Source organism: Actinacidiphila paucisporea (assembly GCF_900142575.1).
Lineage (GTDB): Bacteria > Actinomycetota > Actinomycetes > Streptomycetales > Streptomycetaceae > Actinacidiphila > Actinacidiphila paucisporea.
On the sequence record NZ_FRBI01000005.1, the window covers coordinates 114,455 to 132,931 of the forward strand.

Here is an 18,477-nt window from a genome sequence, read left to right on the forward strand (position 1 = left end):
CGGCTTCTCACTGCGCAGCCCCGGAGACGGCACGGAAGGCGGTATTTCGCCTTATACGGACGTTAAGAGACCCGCCCCGGGGGGCGGGTACGGGAACTCGCGGCATGCGGGATGTCTTACGTATCAGTAAATTGTCCAATTTGAGGGGGAGATCGCATAGCCGCGACACCGAAGAAATCGCGGAACGTGGATGGGCGGGTGCGCCGACGGGGACAGGCACCACGACTACTCCTTTTTGTTTTTGACCAACGCGAATTGCGCCTCGTTGACTACCCGTCCCGTGTATCGGTCATGCAATGCGCTGGCATATTCCGCATGTGTCGTGGATCACACCTTCCACCAAGCCAGGAAGGAACTCCACAACCCGCCCTTTTCGGACTTCCCCTGCGGCCGGGCCTGGGTTCCGCTTGCCGCAGTCTGTGCCTGTCCCTGCGGCGCCGAACTCCTCTCGGCGCGGAGCGGGCTGAACCGGGCGGGCAGCGTGGCCAAGGCGCGGTTGAAGGGTCCCGGGCGCCAGGCCAGGCTGTCCTCGGGCACCGCGAGCTCGATGTCGGGCAGCCGGTTGAGCAGGTTCTCGATGGCCGCCACCGTGATGAGCTGGGCCGGATCCTTTGCCGGGCATCCGTGCGGTCCGGTGCTCCATGCCAGGTGAGCGCGCTTGCTGAGCAGCTGGCGCGATCCGGAGAAGGCCGGGTCGGAGTTGGCCGCGGCGAAGCTGACCAGCACCAGGTCGCCCGCGTTCAGCCGGGTCCCCGCGAAGTCGACGTCGGTCACCGGGTAGTGCGGCGCGTAGTTCGACATGGGCGGGTTGTTCCACAACACCTCGTCGATGGCGTCCTCGACCAGCAGGCCGCCCCCGGAATACCTGTCATCGGACAGAATGAGGTAAAGCCCGTTCCCGATGAGGTTCCGCAACGGCTCGGCACCGGCCCCGAGGAGCAGGACGAGTTGATGGGCCATTTCTTCGTCGGTAAGATTCGCCGGGTGCTGCATGAGCCAGGAAGTGACATCGTCACCCGGCTTTGCCCGGCGGAGCGCGACAAGTTCCCCGACGCTCTGCGCGAGCACCTCGTTCGCTTTTTCCGCGTTGATTCCGTCGAAAATACCGTTGATACCGAAGATGACCCGGTCACCGATGTCGGCCGGGCAGCCGAAGAGCTCGCTGAAGACGAAGAGCGGCAGCAGCTTGGCGTAGTCGTTGAGCAGATCGACGGAACCGCGGGAGTTGAACTGCTCGATAAGGTAGGTCGATATACGCTCGACGTTCCTCTTCAGCTGGTGCGCGTCCACCCGGGCCATCGTGTCCGTCACCGCCTGCCGCAGCCGCAGGTGGTCGGAGCCGTCACTGAACATGCAGTTCGGCCGGTAGGCGAGCAGCGGCACCACCGGGCTGTTCGGACTGACCAGACCCTGGTTGAAGTCGCGCCAGTGGCGCGAGTCCTTCCTGAACGTGTCCGGATTCTGCAGCAGTTGCAGCGCCGCCAGGTAATCCGTGACGAGAGTGGCGTTCACTCCGGGCGCCAACTCGACCGGTGCGGTCGCCCCGTAGTTGCGCATCCACGCGTAGTAAGCGTTCGGGTCCGCCGCGAAATCGGGCCCGTAGAGGGGCACCCGGCCGTGGGCGGGGCAGCCCGGCGGAGGCGAGGGGACCTCTGAATCGATGCTCACGTCATGCTCTCCTATCGGTACGCGTCTGCAGATACCGGACCAGGGCGATCAACGCGTCGGCGGATGACTTCTGGTCACGGGCGTCACAGGTGACGATGGGGGTTTCGGGTAGCAGGTCGAGGGCTTCCCGCAACTCGTTCTCCGGACGGACCGGCGTCTCGTCGAAGTGGTTGACGGAGATCGCGTAGGGCAGCCCGTACTGCTCCACCAGATCGATCACCGGGAAGGACTCCTTGAGCCGCTCGGGGTCGACCAGGATCAGCGCCCCGAGAGCGCCCCTGGTCATGTCCTCCCACACCTGGACGAAGCGCTCCTGCCCGGGCGTCCCGAACAGGTAGAGGACGAGCTTGCTGCTGAGAGTGATACGGCCGAAGTCCATCGCCACGGTGGTCGTGGACTTCCCCCGCACCCCGCCGAGGTCGTCGACGTGTGCGCCGGCCTGTGTCATCCGCTCCTCGGTACGCAGCGGAGGGATCTCGGACATGGTGCCGATGAACGTCGTCTTCCCGACGGCGAAGTGCCCCACGACCAGAATCTTGGCCGCGATCTGCACCGCGTCGTCCAGATAGACGCCATCAGCCGAATCGGGCCTGGAGCCCATTCAGCACCTCCTGGAGGAGTGATACGTCGACAAGTTGCGCGGGTGGCACGGGGGCGCGTACGACGAGGAAGCCGTCCGCCGACAGGTCGGACAGCAGGACCTTGACGATGCCGATCGGGAGCTTCATGTGCCCCGCGATCTCGGCGACCGACAGAAGCCCTCCGGAACACAGGTCGAGGACGCTGTGCTTTTCGGGGTCGAGGTGGCTCGGGCGTGGCTGGTCGGACGTGGTGACCAGGGTGATCAGATTGAACTGGTCGTCGTCCGGGAGCCCGCGCCCGTTCGTGATGACGTACGGTCGCACTAATTCCACGGACAGCGCTTCGGGATCCCCAGGTGTGCTCATGCCTGGGTACTCGTGTTCTCACGCAGCGGACTGGTCAGCGCCTTGCCGAGCTGTCCGACAAGCTGCTGCATCCGGAAGGTGATCGCTCCCATGTCGACGTCGGGCGCGGACGAGACGGCCAGATACGCGCCCGCTCCCGCGGCGATGAGGAAGACCCATCCGCCGTCGAACTCGACCAGGGTCTGCCGCCACTGCATATGGGAGCCGCCGCAGAAGCCGGCCATGGTGCGGCTCAACGACTGGATGCCGCTCATGGCCGCAGCGACGGTGTCGGCATCGTCCTTCATGATCTCCTGCGAGCGGGCCATGAGAAGGCCGTCGGCGGAGATCAGGATCGCATGACGGGCCCCTGGGACTTCTAGGGCGCTGTCAAGCATCCATGACAGGTCGTTGTTCACTGCGGATCGTGCCCTTCCGTGTTTGCGGAGCGCCCGGACTGTGTGCCGAGCTGGAAGGCGGCCATAATCGATGCAGTTTCCGCTTCCGTCCGGGCCGGAGCACGGGTGGAATCCGCTTGCGGCACGATGGATATCGAGCCTTTTCGACTACGTTTCGGGAGGCCACCGGGGGTGGAAGTGCTCACTTCTGGCGCTGCTGCCCCCGATGTGCGGGAAGGCATCGGCGCTTCTTCCGGCTCTGGCATGCTGGTCAGAAGCTCCTCGGGAATCAGCACCACCGCGCGTACACCACCGTACGGAGACGAAGAATCGACGGAAACGCTGAATCCGTATCGGGCGGCGAGCACGCCGATGACCGCGAAACCGAACTGCGGCGGGTTTCCGAGTGCGGTGATGTCGGTGGGGCCCTGCGGCGACAGCAGGTGATCGGCCCGCTTCTTCTCCTCCTCGTTCATACCGACACCGGCATCATCGATAATGATGCAGACACCCTTGGGCACTGTGCGGGTGGTGATGTCGATAGGGGAGTCGGGAGCGGAATAGCTGGTCGCATTGTCAAGCAGCTCGGCAAGCGCCAGTGCGACCGGTTCGACAGCCCGGCCGGTCATGGCGAAATTGCTCTGGGAACGGATTTCGACCCGGGTGTAGTGCCGGATTCTGCCCTTCGCGCTGCGCACCACGTCGTAGACCGAGGCGTCGGCCCGCTGCCTGCCCAGCCACCCGTCGCAGAGCACGGCGATGGCCTGGGCACGCCTGCCGAACTGCGAGTTCATGTGGTCGATCTCCAGGAGGTCCTGGAGCACGTAGTGCTCACCGTACTTCCCCTGCGCCTTGGAGATGGCCAGCTGCTGTTCATTCGCGAGACCCTGGAGCGTTCGCATCGCGGATTTCAGCGCACTCTTGGTGGCGTCCTCCGCACGGATCCGGGCCTCGTGCACGGAAGCGGCGTAACTGCCTTCGAGTTCCGCGTAACGGCTCTCGACGACCGCCTTCTCCCGGCGTGTCTTGGTTCGCGCTCTGCGCTCGCGCACTATGACAGTGGCGGCGAGCGGCGTGCCAGCGATCAGAGCCCAGAGCGCTGGATCCTGTATGTAATGCGTCATGAGACTCTCTTTAAACGACTAGACGACCGCCAAGGACTGAAAGGGGGTACTGTGCTTTTGCGTCCGGAATGTCCCGAGAAGCGACGGCGCCCGTACAGCGCCCACGGGGTCTGGGAGCATCGCACTCGGCCTGTCGACAGCGGCACCGAAGCGTCGATGAATCGAAACGGCTCCATATGCCCGACTGCGGCATAATGCTCCTTGGAGTGGTTAACGCTCTCAACGGATTGCCGTCCGTCTTACTCGCTTTGGCTGGCGCCGACAAGCGGCGTGATCATATCACCACTGATCGATCATGCGACCTGCAAGTATCCCTGGCATGAGCCGGCATGACGGAGCGTCGACTCCCGATCGGCCGCCAGGTCGGCCCGGCGGCACGGCAGTTGCGGGTACGGGAGGGACACCGGGCCGTCGGCGGCGCCGGTGTCCGGGGCGAGGGGACCGGGTGGCCCGCCGCCGCCCCGCGGTGTCACATCCCGCTCCCCCAGGCCGGCGCGAGCGCCCCGGTGTCGAGCACGGCCGTCTCCTGACCGGCCCTGGCGCCGCCCGGCGGGATCACCGCCATGCCGTCGGCGGCGGCCAGGCCGCGCAGCATCGCCGGCCCGGTGAAGTGCAGCGGCCGCGCCGCCGACTCGTCGTCGAAGACCACCGGCACCAGCCGGGTGTCCACCGGGTGCCCGGTGACGTCCGCGGTCAGCGGCGCCGCATACGGCGCGGGCACCGGGCGGCCGGCGAGTGTGCGCAGCACGGGGGCCACCAGCGTGAGCACCCCGGCGACGGCCGCGAGCGGATTGCCCGGCAGCCCGGCCAGCAGGGCGCCGGCGGGCAGTTCCGCCAGCAGCATCGGGTGCCCCGGCCGTACCGCCACCCCGTCGACCAGCAGTCTCGCGCCCAAGGCGGCCAGGACCGGGTGCACATGGTCCACCGGACCGCCCGCCGTGCCGCCGGTGGTCACCACCAGGTCGGCGGTGCTCGCGGCCACGGCGGCACGCAGCACGTCGGCGTCGTCCACCAGCCGGCGCACCGAGGTGACGTCCGCGCCGAGCCCGCGCAGCCAGGGCGGCAGCATCGGGCCGAGCGCGTCGCGCACCCGGCCGGCCCGCGGCGGCCCGTGGTCGAGCAGCTCGTCGCCGAGCACCAGGATCTCCACCCGGGGACGCATGGTGACGACCAGTTCGTCATGGCCCGCGGCGGCGGCCAGACCCAGCACCGCGGGCGTCACCACGGTGCCCGCGGGCAGCAGGTCGTCTCCGCCGCGGCACTCCTGGCCCCTGCGCCGTATCTCCTGGCCGGGGCGGGGCGCGGGATGCGGCGCCGGGACGTGCAGCCACTCGCCGTCGGTCCCGCGCCGGATGCTGCCGTACTCGCTGCGCAGCACCGCCGTGGTGCCCGGCGGCAGTACCGCCCCGGTGGCGATACGAACGGCGTGGCCGCTGAGCAGGGCGTCCGCCGACCGCTGCTGCCCGGCGAGCACCTGGCCCTTCAGCCGCCACGGGCCCGTGCCCGCGACCGCCCAGCCGTCCATGGCCGAGGAATCGAACGGTGGCAGGTCCGTCAGCGCCAGCAGGTCCCGCGCCAGCGCCATGCCGAGCAGGTCCTCGCCCAGCGGCAGCGCCCGCGCGTCGAGCCGCCCGCCGGCCCGGCGGGCGATCCGCCGCGCTTCGGGCCAGGAAACAGCGGCCGCCTGGTGCCGGGGCGCGGGTGTGGCCGGTGACCGGTGGCCGGGCTCGTGCCCGAGCGCGACGACCAGCGGGTCGGTGCTCGGCGGGCGGGCGGCCGGACTTGCCGGGCGGGGGCCGTTGGCCAGTGCGAGGGCGTCGTCGAGCGCCCGGTCCGCCGAGTCGGCGCCCGGACGGCCGCGCTCCCGTGCGCCGTTCGTCGTCGGCCCGTGGTCCCGTGCGCCGTTCGTCCTCGGCCAGTTGTCCCGTCCGCCGTCGTCCCGGGGGCCGGTCATCCGCCGGACTCCTCGGTCCAGCGCAATGCCAGGTCGGCGGCTTTCCGGGCCGCCTCCCGTACGGCCTCGGGTCCGCCGCCCGCCTGCGCCGCCGCGTATCCCACCAGAAAAGTGGTCAGCGGGGCGGCCGGCCGCGCTACGCCGTGCGCCGCGTCCCGTGCCAGGTCGAGCAGGACCCCGGTGTCCACGTCGAGGTCGATGCCCAGTTCGGCCTTGGCTGCTGCGATCCATTCGTCCACCACACGCCCATGGTCCCCGATCCGGCCCCGCAAGCCACCCAGGCTCACCCCTCGGACTCCCATCCGGCGGTGCGGCGGGCGCGCGGAAGCCCGGGTACCCCGCCCTCAGCGGTCGGGGGAATCGCCCAGCCGCGCCCGCGCGGCGGCCACGTCGTCCCAGGTGTCGCAGTCGAAGCTGGCCTCGCCGGTCGGGTCGGCGATCCGGCGCAGCGCCAGTTCGCCGGTCAGCAGGCGCAGGGGCAGGCCGTTCAAGGTGCCGTGCTCGGCGCCGAGCAGGGCGATCTCGCGGCGCAGCGGCTCCGCCAGATACGCCGCCGCCAGCGGTTGGTCGCGTCCGCCGGGGTCGGTGAGCACGACGCCTTCGTACGCCCCGGCTCCGGACCCGGGGCCGGCCAGCTCTTCGACGAGTGCCGTCACGGTCCGCGCCGCCAGGAAGGGCAGGTCCGCGGCCAGTACGACGACCGCCGCCGGACGGTCCGCACCGGTGAGTGCTGCCAACCCCGCGGCGAGCGCGGGGAGCGGTCCGCCGCCCGCGGGCTGCTCCCTGGTCCACCGCACCGGAAGGGCGGTCGGCCTGCGCGGCCCCACCACGACGGTGCGGTCGGCGACCGCGCACGCGGCGAGCACCCGGTCGAGCAGCATCCGGCCGCCGACGGCGAGCGCGGGCTTGTCGGCGCCGCCCAGCCTGCTGGCGGCGCCGCCCGCGAGCACCACCGCGTCGTAGCTCGTCGTCATGCGCGCGAGTATCCCCCGGCCGGGCCTCCCCGCCCGGGGCAGGCCCCGACCGGGGTCCGCGTCACACCGCGGCGAGCAGCACCGCGGGCTGCTCCACGCAGTCCGCCACCAGCCGCAGGAATCCGCCCGCCGTCCCGCCGTCGCACACCCGGTGGTCGAAGGTGAAGGACAGCTGCACCACCTGCCGCACCGCCAACTCGCCCTCGTGCACCCACGGCTTGGCCGCTATCCGGCCGACGCCCAGCATCGCGGCCTCGGGGTGGTTGATGATCGGCGTGGAGCCGTCGACACCGAAGACCCCGTAGTTGTTGAGCGTGAACGTCCCGCCGGTCAGCTCCGCCGGGGTCAGCGAGCCGGTCCGCGCCGCCTCGGTGAGCCTGGCCATCTCGGCGGCGAGCGCCGTGGTGGTCATGGTGTGCGCGTCCCGCAGCACGGGCACCACGAGGCCGCGGTCGGTCTGCGCCGCGAAGCCGAGGTGCACCCCGGGCAGCCGTACGATCTCGGAGCGCTCGGTGTCCACCGTGGAGTTGAGGTCCGGGTAGCGCGCCAGAGCGGCCGTCACCACCCGGGCCAGCAGCGCCAGGACGGAGATCCGCCGCTCCCCCGAGGCGTTCATCGCCGCCCGGGCGGCGAGCAGCTCCGTGGCGTCGGCGTCCACCCAGCAGGTGGCGTCGGGGATCTCGCGGCGGCTGCGGGTCAGCTTCTCGGCCACCGCCCGGCGTATCCCGCGCAGCGGCACCCGTTCGGCGCCGTCCGCCGCTCCCGACAGGGACGGGGCCGGTGCCGCGATCGCGCGCTCGACGTCGGAGCGCAGGATCAGCCCCTCGGGGCCGCTGCCTGCCAGCCGCCGCAGGTCCAGGCCGTGCTCGCGGGCGATCCGCCTGACCAGCGGGGAGATGACGGCCAGCGGGCCGCTGTCGCCGTCCACCGGGGCTGAGCCGTGCGGTGCGGCCGCCGCCGTCCCGCCGCGCCCCGCGTCCGGGACGGCGGAAGGCGCCCCCTCAGCGGCCGCGACCGAGCCAATGCCCGCCGCGCCGACCGCCCGTACGCGCTGCCGCCGCCGCGCGGACGCGGCGCCGGTGCCGTATCCGACCAGCACGTTGCCCGAGCCCTGCCCGTCACCGCCACTGTCACCGTCCCCGCCCGACGGGCGTGCGGCACCGGAGTCGGACCCCACGGCGACGGTGACCAGCGGGCGTCCCACCTCCAGGGAGTCGCCCTCCTCGCCGAAGCGGGCGGTCACCACCCCGCCATAGGGGCAGGGCACCTCGACGACCGCCTTGGCGGTCTCCATCTCGACCACCGGCTGGTCGACGGCGACGACCTCGCCGACCTGCACCAGCCAGCGGACGATCTCCGCCCCGGTGAGCCCCTCCCCGAGGTCGGGAAGGGTGAATTCGCGCACGACGGCCATCAGCCCTCCTCCCACTGCAGTCGGCCGACGGCGTCGAGGATGCGGTCCACGCCCGGCAGATGGTGCCGTTCGAGCATCGGTGGTGGATAGGGGATGTCAAAGCCGGCGACGCGCAGCACGGGCGCCTCCAGGTGGTGGAAGCAGCGCTCGGTGACACGCGCCGCGATCTCCGCGCCGGCGCCGCCGAAGCTCGACGACTCGTGGACGACCACCGCCCGGCCGGTGCCGCGGACGGCCGCGGCGACCGTCTCCTCGTCGAAGGGCACCAGGCTGCGCAGGTCGACCACGCCGAGGTCCCAGCCCTCCTCCTGGGCCGCCTCCGCCGCCTCCAGGCACACCGGCAGCGAGGGGCCGTACGTGATCAGCGTCGCCGTACGCCCCGGCCGGCGCACCACGGCCCGCCCGATCGGCGCGACGTCGGACGGCTCCTGCGGCGACCAGTCGGCCTTCGACCAGTACAGCCGCTTCGGTTCGAGGAAGATCACCGGGTCGTCGGAGGCGATGGCCGCCCGCAGCAGCCCGTAGGCGTCCTCGACGGTCGCCGGGGTGACCACGTGCAGGCCGGGGGTGTGCAGGTAGTACGCCTCGGAGGAGTCGCTGTGGTGCTCCACGCCGCCGATGCCGCCGCCGTAGGGGATCCGCACGGTGATGGGCAGCGGCAGCGCCCCCCGCGTGCGGTTCCGCATCCGCGCGACATGGCTGACCAGCTGCTCGAACGCCGGGTAGGCGAAGGCGTCGAACTGCATCTCCACGACCGGCCGCAGCCCGTACATCGCCATGCCGACGGCGGCGCCGAGGATGCCCGCCTCGGCCAGCGGGGTGTCGGTGCAGCGGTCCTCGCCGAATTCCGCGGTGAGCCCGTCGGTGATGCGGAAGACCCCGCCGAGGGTGCCGACGTCCTCGCCCATGACGTGCACCGCCGGGTCGGCGGCGAGGGAGTCGCGCAGCGCCCGGTTCAGCGCCTGCGCCATGGTGGCGGGTCCGCGGGCGGGGGCGGCGGTCCGGTCCGCCGCGGTGGTGGCAGTGGTCATGACTGCCGCTCCGCTGCCAGTTCCGCCCGCAATTGCGCGGCCTGCTCGCGCAGCTGCGGTGTCGGCTCGGCATAGACGTGCGCGAACAGCTCCATCGGGTCGAGCGGCGGGTCCTCGTGCATCCGCTCGCGCAGGTCGGCGGCCATCGCCTCGGCCTCGTCCATCGCACGCTGCCGGCCGGCGTCGTCGAGCAGCCCGCGGCCTGTCAGCTCCCTTTCCAGCAGCTCCACGGGGTCGTGCGCCCGCCAGGCGGCGACCTCGGACTCCTCGCGGTAGCGGGTGGCGTCGTCGGCGTTGGTGTGCGCGTCGATCCGGTAGGTGACCGCCTCGACCAGGGTGGGGCCGCCGCCTTCCCGCGCCCGCTCCAGGGCCTCGGTGAGCACCTGGTGGACGGCCGCCACGTCGTTGCCGTCCACCAACCGGCCCGGCATGCCGTAGCCGACCGCCTTGTGGGCGAGGGTGGGGGCGGCGGTCTGCTTGTCGAGGGGCACGGAGATGGCGAAGCCGTTGTTCTGCACCAGGAAGACCACCGGGGCCCGCCAGACGGCCGCGAAATTCAGCGCCTCGTGGAAGTCGCCCTCGCTGGTCCCGCCGTCGCCGACCAGGGCCAGCGCGGCCACCGGATCGCCGCTGAGCCGGGCCGCGTGCGCGAGGCCGACGGCGTGCGGCAGCTGGGTGGCGAGCGGGGTGCTCAGCGGTGCGACCCGGTGCTCGCGGGGGTCGTAGCCGGTGTGCCAGTCGCCGCGCAGCAGCGTCAGCGCCTCGACGGGGTCGACCCCGCGGGCGATGACGGCGAGGGTGTCGCGGTAGCTGGGGAAGAGCCAGTCGTGGGGCCGCAGCGCGAGCGCGGCGGCGATCTCGCAGGCCTCCTGGCCGGTGCTGGACGGGTAGACGGCAAGGCGGCCCTGTCTGGTCAGGGCGGTGGCCTGCCGGTTGTAGCGGCGGCCGCGGACGAGCTGGCCGTACAGCCTGCTGAGCAGCGCAGGATCCAGGTCCGCGGCGGCGGGGGTGCCGAGCAGCCGGTACGGCTCCGGGTCGGGCAGCAGCGGCGCGGCGTCGGCGCGAGGCCGCCAGGCAGGGGTGTCCAGCACGGTCATCGCGAGCACCTCCTTGTGGTCGGTGACCGAAAGCAATCGGTAGCGCGAGCGGGTTCCGCTCTCCCTACCGATTGTTCGGTCGCCGGAGGCATTTTGGCTACGGGGTGGTTTCGCCTGTGGACAAACGGTTCTGCACAGCCTGAGATGGAGCCAGTACGTCCATGGTAGGGAGCTTGCGGGGGATGGCGAGAGAACAGATGGCCGACGAGGAGCCGACGGTCCGACCTCTGGACCCGATAGACCGCACGATCCTGCGGCTGCTGCAGGAGGACGGGCGGGCCTCGATACGCTCGGTGGCCGAGCGGGTGCACGTGTCCAGGGCGAACGCCTACGCCCGGATCAACCGGCTCATCGAGGACGGGGTCATCCGCGGTTTCACCGCCCGGGTCGACCACGAGCGCGCGGGCCACGGCGCGTCCGCGTACATCACCCTCAAGATCGTCCAGAACTCCTGGCGGACTGTGCGGGAAAAGCTCGTCACCCTTCCGGGTGTCGCCCACATCGCACTGGTGAGCGGTGACTTCGACGTGCTGCTCCTGGTGCACACCGTCGACAACCGCAGCCTGCGGGAGCTGGTCCTGACCCGGCTGCAGTCCATCGAGGAGGTGCTGAGCAGCCGCACCCTGCTGGTCTTCGAGGAGACCGACCTGGTGGTCGGGGACTGAAACGGCGACGGCGCCGGCTGCCGTGATCTCCTCAGGAACGTCGCCCCTGGCGGCCCTTGACCCGTTCGGGTGACAGGCGGCCGGAGCCGTTGACCTGACCGAAGTTGTTGTCCTACCCGAAGTCGATGTCCTACTGCCGCGGACCCGGTCTAGCTGCGCAGCCCGTGGAAGGCCAGCCGCACCACGGCGTCGGCGACCTGCTCCCGGTCGAGCGCTCCCTTCGCGGCGGGGCGGTACCATTCGGCTATCGAGTTGATCATCCCGAAGAGCAGCCTGGTGGCCAGCCTGACCTCGACGTCCACCCGCAGGTCGCCCTCCGCCACGGCCTCCTTGAGCAGCTCGGCGACCCGCTGGTCGAACTCCCGCCTGCGCTCCATCGCCCACCGCTCGGTCGTGGTGTTCCCCCGCACCCGCAGCAGCAGCGTGACGTAGGGGAGCTCGTCCATGAGGACGACGGCCGTCCGCCGGATGACGAATTCCAGCCGCCGCACCGCCGGGCCGTCCTCGGCCTCCGGCTGGTCGAGGATGCCGAACAGACCGTCGAGGGCGCGGCCGACCGCCCGGTTGAGCAGCTCCTCCTTGCCCCGCACGTGGTGATAGATCGAGGATTTCGAGATTCCCGCCGCGCGCGAGAGGTCCTCCATGGACGTGCCGTCGTAGCCGCGTTCGTTGAAGACCTCCACGGCCACGGCGAGCAGCGAGTCCGGCGTATAGGTGTCGCGCTTGGGCATGGTCATGAGGAGAACACACCTTCGGCCGCGTCCGCACGCCGCCTCAGCTCCCGGCAGGGGGCGTAGCGGCCGGTGGGGGAGGCGCGGTGCAGCGCGTCCAGCAGATCGCGCACATAGCCGGCGGAGATCAGCTCGCACCACTCCAGCGGACCCAGCGGATAGTTGACGCCCAGCCGCATCGCGGTGTCGATGTCCCGGGCGGAGGCGACCTGCCGGGCGACGGCGTCGGTCGCCAGGTCGGCCAGCATGGCGACCGTCCGCGCCACGATCAGGCCCGGCACATCCCCGACGACGCTGACGTCCTTGCCCAGCGCCTGGAAGAGGCCCACCGCCTGGTCCACCGCCTCGGCATGCGCCCCGTCACAAGGTGCGACAGCGATCCGGGTCGCGGTGCGGTAGTCCAGCGCCAGGTCGAAGCGGACCCCCGGCGCCGGCATGGGATGGCCGTCCGCCAGCCGCAGCGGCGCACCGCCGGGCAGCACGATCGCGCCCGGCCCGTCCGCCGGCTCCTCGCGCACCTCGATCCCCGACTCCGCGACCAGCCCGGCGACCGCCCGCGCGGGGCCGAGGTCACCGCGCAGCACGACGTACGACGGGCAGACGGCCGGCTCGGCAGTCTGCGGCTGGAATTCCGGCCTCCGTACGCCGGCCTCCCCTGCGCCGCGGGAGCCGCCGGTGTCCCCGCCGTAGGCGAACCACCCGCGCCCGGTCTTGCGGCCGAGCCGCCCGGACTCGACCAGCCGGCGCTGGGCCAGCGACGGGGTGAATTTCGGGTCGTGGAAGAAGGCCTCCCAGACCGACCGGGTGACGGCCTCGTTGACGTCCTGGCCGATCAGGTCCATCAGTTCGAAAGGCCCCATGGCGAAGCCGCCGCACTCGCGCAGCACCGCGTCGATCGTCGCGGGGTCGGCGGCGCGCTCCTCGTACACCCGCAGCGCCTCGGCGTAGAAGGGGCGGGCGACGCGGTTGACGACGAAGCCCGGGGTGTCGGTGCAGCGCACCGGCGTCTTGCCCCAGGCGGCCGCCGTGTCGCAGGCGGTGGTGACGGCCGCGGCGTCAGTGGCGGCCCCGGCGACCACCTCGACCAGCGGCAGCAGCGGGGCGGGGTTGAAGAAGTGCAGCCCGACCAGGCGGCCCGGCAGCCGCAGCGCGCCCGCGACGGCGGTCACCGGCAACGAGGAGGTGTTGGTCGCCAGCAGGCAGCCGTCGCCGACGACGGCCTCCAGTTCGGCGAAGAGCGACTGCTTGGCGGCCAGGTCCTCGACCACGGCCTCCACGACGAGCGACGCCCCCGCCAGGTCCGCGGCGCTCTCGGCGGGTACGAGCCGGGCCAGCGCGTCCTTAAGGTCGGTCGCGCCGAGCCTGCCCTTGGCGACCAGCCGGTCGAGGCGGCCCGCCACGGCGTCGGCCGCGACCCGCGCCCGGCCGGGGGCGGCGTCGTGCAGCAGCACCCGGTGGCCGGCGAGCAGCGCCACCTGGGCGATCCCCTGGCCCATGGTCCCGACGCCTACGACGGCCACGGTGCTGGTGCGGTCAAGTGCGGTCACGCTGTCCACGACTCCTTGCCGATGCCGAACGGTTCCTGCCGGTGCCGGTTCCCGCCCGTGCCCGCCGGGCTCTCCCGGCTCCGGCAGAGTTATCCACAGGTCGGGGTTTCCCGCCCTTGTCCCGACCGAACATTCGGTTAATCTAGCGGTGTTCCCCTCACCCAGCCCAGCTCGACGAGGAGTTGGTCCCATTGTCCGCCGATCTCTCCCCCCTGTCCCTGGCCGAGCGCCATCGCGAGACCCTCGACAAGGCGCTGGAGACCATAAGGACCCGCGCCTACTGGTCGCCCCACCCCGAGCAGCCGAAGGCGTATCCGGACGCCGGCGAGGGCAAGGCCGCGTTCGAAGCGCTGCTCGGGAAGCCCTTCCCCTTCGCGTCGGCGCAGCCGGGGACGGACGAGTGGACCGGCGGCGAGCGCTCGCCGTACGGGATCGAGCTGGGTGTGACGTATCCGCACCCGGATCCCGACGTGCTGCTGCCCGCGATGCGCGCCGCGATGCCCGCCTGGCGGGACGCGGGACCCGAGGCCCGGGCGATGGTTTGCCTGGAGGTTTTGGCCCGGATCAACGCGCGGACGCACGAGTTCGCCCATGCGGTGATGCACACCTCGGGCCAGGCCTTCACGATGGCCTTCCAGGCCGGCGGCCTGCACGCCCAGGACCGCGGCCTCGAAGCGGTGGCGTATGCGTATGCCGAGCAGGTGCGCACCCCGGAGAGCGCCGAATGGGTGAAGCCGCAGGGCAAGCGGGACCCGATCGCCCTGCGCAAGTCCTTCACCGCGGTGCCACGCGGCATCGGCCTGGTGATCGGCTGCAACACCTTCCCGACCTGGAATGGCTACCCGGGCCTGTTCGCCTCGCTGGCCACCGGCAATGCGGTGCTGGTCAAGCCGCATCCGCGGGCCGTGCTGCCGCTCGCGATGACCGTCGCCGTCGCCCGTGACGTGCTGGCGGACGCGGGCTTCTCCCCCGACCTGGTGTGCCTGGCCGTCGACCGTCCTGGCGAGGGACTCGCCAGGACGCTGGCCCTGCGCCCCGAGGTCCGCGTCATCGACTACACCGGGTCGACGGCTTTCGGCGACTGGCTGGAGGCCAACGCCCGCCAGGCACAGGTCTTCACCGAGAAGGCCGGGGTCAACACGGTAGTGGTGGACTCCACCGACGACTACCGCGGCATGCTCTCCAACCTGGCCTTCTCCCTGTCGCTCTACAGCGGGCAGATGTGCACCACCCCGCAGAATCTGCTGATCCCCCGGGACGGCATCGGCACGGAGGCGGGACCGCGGGCGTACGACGAGGTGGTCGCCGACCTCGCCGCCGCGGTGGAACAGCTGCTCGGCGACGACGCCCGGGCCAACGCGCTGCTCGGCGCGCTGGTCAATCCGGACGTCAAGGCCCGGCTGGACGCCGCCCCCGGTATGGGCGAGGTCGCGCTGGCCTCGCGCGCGGTGGCCCACCCCGACTTCCCCGACGCGGTCGTCCGCACCCCGGTGCTGGTCAGGCTGGACACCGCCAAGCCGGACGCGGAGGCGGCGTTCATGGCCGAGTGCTTCGGCCCTGTCGCCTTCGCCGTCGCCGTGGACTCCACCGACGCGGCGCTCCGGCTGCTGCGCCGCACGATCCGCGACCACGGCGCCATGACGGTGGGCGGCTACACGACCTCGCCCGAGGTGGAGCGGCAGCTGGAAGAGGTCTGCCAGGAGGAGTGCGCTCAGCTGTCGCTCAACCTGACCGGCGGGGTGTATGTGAACCAGACCGCCGCCTTCTCCGACTTCCACGGCTCCGGCGGCAATCCCGCCGCCAATGCGGCGCTGTGCGACGGGGCCTTCGTCGCGAGCCGGTTCCGGACGGTGGAGGTGCGCAGGCCGGCCTGACCGGACGTACCCCGGACCGGCACGGGGTCAGGGGCGTCCGGGGACCAGCGGGGAACCGGACGTCGCCGACCAGTGGTAGAGCGTCATCCCGACGCTGGTGGCCAGGTTGTAGCTGGACACCTGCGGCCGCATCGGCAGCGAGACCAGTGCCGTGGCCCGGGCGCGCAGCTCGTCGGACACGCCGTGCCGCTCCGAGCCGAAGACGATCAGCGCGTCGTCCGGCAGCGCGGTGCCGCGGATGTCCGCGCCCTCGGGGTCGAGGACGTGCAGTGGCCCCGGCGGCAGCCCGTCCGGGTCGGTGCGGTCCACGGCCGTCGCGTAGTGCAGCCCGGCGCCGGCCCGTACGGCGTTGGGATGCCAGGGGTCCAGGTCGCCGGTGGTGACGACGCCGGTGACACCGAAACCGGCGGCGAGCCGGATCACGGCACCGACGTTGCCGAGGTTGCGCGGGCGGTCGAGGACCACGACCGGGGCCTGCCGGGGCAGCGCCGCCAGCGCCGCCGTGCGCCCGTCCCCGCCCGGGCGGGCGGCGAGCGCCGCCACGGCCGTGGGATGGACGCGGGTCACCAGCTCACGCAGCGCGGCGGCCGGGACCTCGGTGACACGCTCGGCGAGGTCCGCGGCCAGGTCGGGCGCCAGGTCGGCGGCGAGCCGCAGCACGGCGTCCTTGTCGCTACTGACCGCGACATGGACGTCGGCGCCGAAGCGCAGCGCGTGCTTGAGGGCGTGGAAGCCGTCGAGCACGACCGTGTCCGCCGTGGCGGCGTGCTCATGCCAGCGCAGCACGGCGGACCGCACCCCGGGCAGCCGGAGTGCGGCCTGCTCATCGCTCATGCCGCCAGCCTAAGGCGAGACCTGGCCCCGCCCGCCCAGGTCACCGGCCGGGAACGGGCCGGCGGGCAGGTGGATCAGCGGATCAGGTGCGTCAGCGGGCCGGGCGGGCTCGCGCGTCAGGTGACGGCCTCGGTGGGCGACGGCCCCGCCGCGGGCTGCCCGGCGTCATCGTCCGCCGAGCGCTGCCCGGGGACCGCGGCGGCCGCGGGCGGCGCCGAGGACCGGCGCAGCGGCCGGGCGACCTGCTCGCCCAGCCAGCGCAGGAAACCGGTGGGCAGGAAGACGGCGTCGGCGGCGATCATGGCCAGCGAGAAGAAGGGCAGCCCGAGCACGATGGCGATCGACGCGTGCTCCAGCATCATCGCCACCAGCAGCACGTTCTTCACCCGGCGGTTGAAGAGGGTGAAGGGGAAGGCGACCTGCACCATGACCGTGCCGTAGGTGATCAGCATGACCATCAGCGAATTGCCCGCCAGTGCGTGCGACAGGCTCGGCCACGGGGTGAAGTCGTCCAGGTGCAGCGGATAGTAGAGCGCGGTGCCGTCCTCCCACCGGCTGCCCTGGATCTTGTACCAGCCGGCCGTGGAGTAGATCAGGCAGACCTCCACGACGATCACCAGCATGGCCCCGTTGTGGATGACGTCGGCCATGATGTCCAGCACCGTGCGCGGCTCACCGGGCGCGTAGCGGCGTACCGCCCACCACAGTGCCTGGAGCAGCAGTCCCGCCCACAGCGCCACCGCCCACTCGGTGCTGAGCTTGCCCGCCGCGGTGGCCGCCACCAGTGCGGCACCCAGCAGCAGCCACAGCGCGATCCCCACCGGGTCGGTCCCCGCGCTCCCCGGCAGGCGCGGGGCGCCTCCGGACCGCGCGACGGCCGCATCCGACGCCCGGGCCTCCGCCTTGGCCGCGGCCCGGTCGGCGATCCGCCGGTCCAGCGACCAGACCTGGCCGCAGCGGGTGAAGACGAGGTAGATGGCCATCAGGTGGATGACGTTGTCGCCGCCGTCTCCCATGAAGACGCTGCGGTTCTGCAGTGACAGCACCCCGAGCATGAAGAGCACCGACGCGGTCCTGGTGCGCCAGCCGATCAGCAGCATGGCGCTGCTGATCACGGCCACCGCGTAGACCAGCTCGAACCAGCCGCGGCTGTCGCTCCACAGCACCGCGGTGAAGGCGTGGTTTCCGGCGACCAGCCGTTTGGCCAGGTCGAAGCTCCACGGGCTGTCGGGGCCGTAGAGCTCGGAGCGGTGCGGCCACTCCCGCAGCAGGAACAGCAGCCAGGTCAGCGAGAAGCCGATCCGTACGATCGCGCTCTGGTAGGGCGCCAGGGCGCCGCCGGTGATCCTGGAGAGACCGGCGGCGATACCGCGGTCGATACCGCGGCCTAGCCCGGCGAAGGGCGAGGGGGCCGGAGCGGGGTCCACCAGGGCATGGCTGCCGGCGCCCGGGGCGGCGGCGACCGGCTCAGCGGTGCCGGCGGCCGGGTCAGGGGCGGCGGGGGCGGGCGGGGCCGGGATGCCGGGGTCGCTCACGAGGCGTTCTCCTGCCCTGCCGGCGCGGTGGTGACGGTCCACCAGGGCAGCTCGCGGTATTGGGTGGTGGTGTCGACCGACTCGCCGCTCCACGTCGGCCTGGCGACCGAGGTGGTCGCGGCCCTGGCCTGGATGCGGACGACCGTGCCGCCGTTGAGCCGGGGACCGAGGCGCCCCGCGACGATGTTCTGCAGGTAACTGCTGCTCAGGTCGCTGCCGCCGCTCCCGGTCGACTGGTTCTGGTCGTTGTGCGTGTCGCTGTAGTAGCCCCAGGCGCGGCGCAGTTCGTTCTGCTGCGAGTGGCTGGGCACCGGGTTGTGCCGCATGTCGGCGACGTCCGTCGCCGTGAGGTCCACCCAGCCGGTGGTCTCCGTGCCGCCGCCCGCCTTGCGTACCTCCGCGCGGGCCTGCACGTGGATGTTCTGCTGGAGCGGATCGGGCGCGAAGAGCTTCCAGTTCTGCTCGAACTCGGGGTAGACGTAGTCGCTGACCGCCGTCGCGTGCTGCTTGCTGAGCGTGTTGGAGGGCGCGACGTGCAGGAAGACCATGCCGAGGTGGAAGAGCGCTCCCACGGCGACCACGCCCACGGTCACGGCCACCGTTATTCGGGCGGGCAGTGACAAGGTCGCCGCCTGGGGCTTGTCCCCCTGCTCTGACTGCATCGTCTCTCCGCTCTCCGCACGGGCGTGCATGCCGGGCAGCACG

Annotated in this window: 16 protein-coding genes and 2 pseudogenes; 2 read left to right on the plus strand and 16 right to left on the minus strand. The window is 71.7% G+C overall.

Annotated elements, in window-relative coordinates:
- Positions 1-327: 327 nt before the first annotated feature.
- The 11 genes and pseudogenes from BUE44_RS10240 to pdhA form a co-directional block, all read right to left on the minus strand.
- Positions 328-1,668, minus strand: coding sequence for a cytochrome P450 (locus BUE44_RS10240; RefSeq protein WP_073496407.1), 1,341 nt, complete (start codon positions 1,666-1,668; stop codon positions 328-330).
- A gap of 1 nt (position 1,669) precedes the next feature.
- Positions 1,670-2,269, minus strand: coding sequence for a GTP-binding protein (locus tag BUE44_RS10245; RefSeq protein ID WP_073496409.1), 600 nt, complete (start codon positions 2,267-2,269; stop codon positions 1,670-1,672).
- Positions 2,244-2,615 (minus strand): DUF742 domain-containing protein, encoded by a 372-nt coding sequence (locus BUE44_RS10250; RefSeq protein ID WP_073496411.1) that lies wholly within the window; start codon positions 2,613-2,615, stop codon positions 2,244-2,246. Before BUE44_RS10250 ends, BUE44_RS10245 begins: the two co-directional genes overlap by 26 nt.
- Positions 2,612-3,013 carry a roadblock/LC7 domain-containing protein gene (locus tag BUE44_RS10255; protein ID WP_073496413.1) on the minus strand — a complete coding sequence of 134 codons (402 nt, stop codon included), beginning with the start codon at positions 3,011-3,013 and terminating at the stop codon, positions 2,612-2,614. The genes BUE44_RS10250 and BUE44_RS10255 overlap by 4 nt, the downstream gene beginning before the upstream one ends.
- A complete protein-coding gene (locus tag BUE44_RS10260; RefSeq protein WP_073496415.1) occupies positions 3,010-4,116 on the minus strand; it encodes an ATP-binding protein in 1,107 nt (368 codons plus the stop codon). Before BUE44_RS10260 ends, BUE44_RS10255 begins: the two co-directional genes overlap by 4 nt.
- Positions 4,117-4,585: 469 nt before the next feature.
- Entirely contained in the window at positions 4,586-6,070 is a 1,485-nt protein-coding gene (locus tag BUE44_RS10265) for a molybdopterin molybdotransferase MoeA (RefSeq protein WP_079189641.1), read from the minus strand.
- Positions 6,067-6,333 (minus strand): annotated as a pseudogene (locus tag BUE44_RS39740) (DUF6457 domain-containing protein); the annotation flags it as partial. The gene BUE44_RS10265 and the pseudogene BUE44_RS39740, both read right to left, overlap by 4 nt.
- Before the next feature lie 108 nt (positions 6,334-6,441).
- Positions 6,442-7,044, minus strand: a pseudogene (gene mobA / locus BUE44_RS39745) (molybdenum cofactor guanylyltransferase); the annotation flags it as partial.
- A 61-nt stretch (positions 7,045-7,105) separates the two neighbouring features.
- The gene (locus BUE44_RS10280) at positions 7,106-8,458 is read right to left on the minus strand and encodes a dihydrolipoamide acetyltransferase family protein (RefSeq protein WP_073496419.1); all 1,353 of its coding nucleotides are present in this window, start codon (positions 8,456-8,458) and stop codon (positions 7,106-7,108) included.
- Positions 8,458-9,489, minus strand: coding sequence for an alpha-ketoacid dehydrogenase subunit beta (locus BUE44_RS10285; protein WP_073496421.1), 1,032 nt, complete (start codon positions 9,487-9,489; stop codon positions 8,458-8,460). Before BUE44_RS10285 ends, BUE44_RS10280 begins: the two co-directional genes overlap by 1 nt.
- Entirely contained in the window at positions 9,486-10,586 is a 1,101-nt protein-coding gene (gene pdhA, locus BUE44_RS10290) for a pyruvate dehydrogenase (acetyl-transferring) E1 component subunit alpha (RefSeq protein WP_073496845.1), read from the minus strand. Before pdhA ends, BUE44_RS10285 begins: the two co-directional genes overlap by 4 nt.
- Positions 10,587-10,768: 182 nt before the next feature.
- Between pdhA and BUE44_RS10295 the strand changes: the two genes are divergently transcribed.
- Entirely contained in the window at positions 10,769-11,251 is a 483-nt protein-coding gene (locus tag BUE44_RS10295) for an Lrp/AsnC family transcriptional regulator (RefSeq protein ID WP_073496422.1), read from the plus strand.
- A 149-nt stretch (positions 11,252-11,400) separates the two neighbouring features.
- On the opposite strand, the gene BUE44_RS10300 is transcribed toward BUE44_RS10295, so the two are convergent.
- Both BUE44_RS10300 and BUE44_RS10305 read right to left on the minus strand, forming a co-directional pair.
- Positions 11,401-11,988 (minus strand): TetR/AcrR family transcriptional regulator, encoded by a 588-nt coding sequence (locus BUE44_RS10300; RefSeq protein WP_073496424.1) that lies wholly within the window; start codon positions 11,986-11,988, stop codon positions 11,401-11,403.
- A complete protein-coding gene (locus BUE44_RS10305) occupies positions 11,985-13,529 on the minus strand; it encodes a 3-hydroxyacyl-CoA dehydrogenase (protein ID WP_073496847.1) in 1,545 nt (514 codons plus the stop codon). Before BUE44_RS10305 ends, BUE44_RS10300 begins: the two co-directional genes overlap by 4 nt.
- Before the next feature lie 191 nt (positions 13,530-13,720).
- On the opposite strand from BUE44_RS10305, the gene paaN reads away from it, so the two are divergent.
- Positions 13,721-15,403 carry a phenylacetic acid degradation protein PaaN gene (paaN, locus tag BUE44_RS10310; RefSeq protein WP_073496426.1) on the plus strand — a complete coding sequence of 561 codons (1,683 nt, stop codon included), beginning with the start codon at positions 13,721-13,723 and terminating at the stop codon, positions 15,401-15,403.
- Between the two features lie 27 nt (positions 15,404-15,430).
- Here the strand turns inward: paaN and BUE44_RS10315 are convergent, their stop codons facing one another.
- The 3 genes from BUE44_RS10315 to BUE44_RS10325 all read right to left on the minus strand — a co-directional run bounded on the left by BUE44_RS10315 (position 15,431) and on the right by BUE44_RS10325 (position 18,434).
- Complete coding sequence (locus BUE44_RS10315; protein ID WP_107415669.1) at positions 15,431-16,237, minus strand: TrmH family RNA methyltransferase; 807 nt, start codon at positions 16,235-16,237, stop codon at positions 15,431-15,433.
- Between the two features lie 116 nt (positions 16,238-16,353).
- On the minus strand, positions 16,354-17,772 hold the full coding sequence (locus BUE44_RS10320; protein ID WP_407640014.1) for an HTTM domain-containing protein: 1,419 nt from the start codon (positions 17,770-17,772) through the stop codon (positions 16,354-16,356).
- Positions 17,769-18,434 (minus strand): DUF5819 family protein, encoded by a 666-nt coding sequence (locus tag BUE44_RS10325; protein WP_073496428.1) that lies wholly within the window; start codon positions 18,432-18,434, stop codon positions 17,769-17,771. The genes BUE44_RS10320 and BUE44_RS10325 overlap by 4 nt, the downstream gene beginning before the upstream one ends.
- Positions 18,435-18,477: the final 43 nt, after the last annotated feature.

Bases quoted from the DNA above. Each gene is read 5' to 3' on its own strand.
- BUE44_RS10245 (WP_073496409.1), bottom strand. From the start codon at position 2,269: ATGGGCTCCAGGCCCGATTCGGCTGATGGCGTCTATCTGGACGACGCG.
- BUE44_RS10250 (WP_073496411.1), bottom strand. From the start codon at position 2,615: ATGAGCACACCTGGGGATCCCGAAGCGCTGTCCGTGGAATTAGTGCGA.
- BUE44_RS10260 (WP_073496415.1), bottom strand. From the start codon at position 4,116: ATGACGCATTACATACAGGATCCAGCGCTCTGGGCTCTGATCGCTGGC.
- BUE44_RS10265 (WP_079189641.1), bottom strand. From the start codon at position 6,070: ATGACCGGCCCCCGGGACGACGGCGGACGGGACAACTGGCCGAGGACG.
- BUE44_RS10280 (WP_073496419.1), bottom strand. From the start codon at position 8,458: ATGGCCGTCGTGCGCGAATTCACCCTTCCCGACCTCGGGGAGGGGCTC.
- BUE44_RS10285 (WP_073496421.1), bottom strand. From the start codon at position 9,489: ATGACCACTGCCACCACCGCGGCGGACCGGACCGCCGCCCCCGCCCGC.
- pdhA (WP_073496845.1), bottom strand. From the start codon at position 10,586: ATGACCGTGCTGGACACCCCTGCCTGGCGGCCTCGCGCCGACGCCGCG.
- BUE44_RS10295 (WP_073496422.1), top strand. From the start codon at position 10,769: ATGGCGAGAGAACAGATGGCCGACGAGGAGCCGACGGTCCGACCTCTG.
- BUE44_RS10300 (WP_073496424.1), bottom strand. From the start codon at position 11,988: ATGACCATGCCCAAGCGCGACACCTATACGCCGGACTCGCTGCTCGCC.
- BUE44_RS10315 (WP_107415669.1), bottom strand. From the start codon at position 16,237: ATGAGCGATGAGCAGGCCGCACTCCGGCTGCCCGGGGTGCGGTCCGCC.
- BUE44_RS10325 (WP_073496428.1), bottom strand. From the start codon at position 18,434: ATGCAGTCAGAGCAGGGGGACAAGCCCCAGGCGGCGACCTTGTCACTG.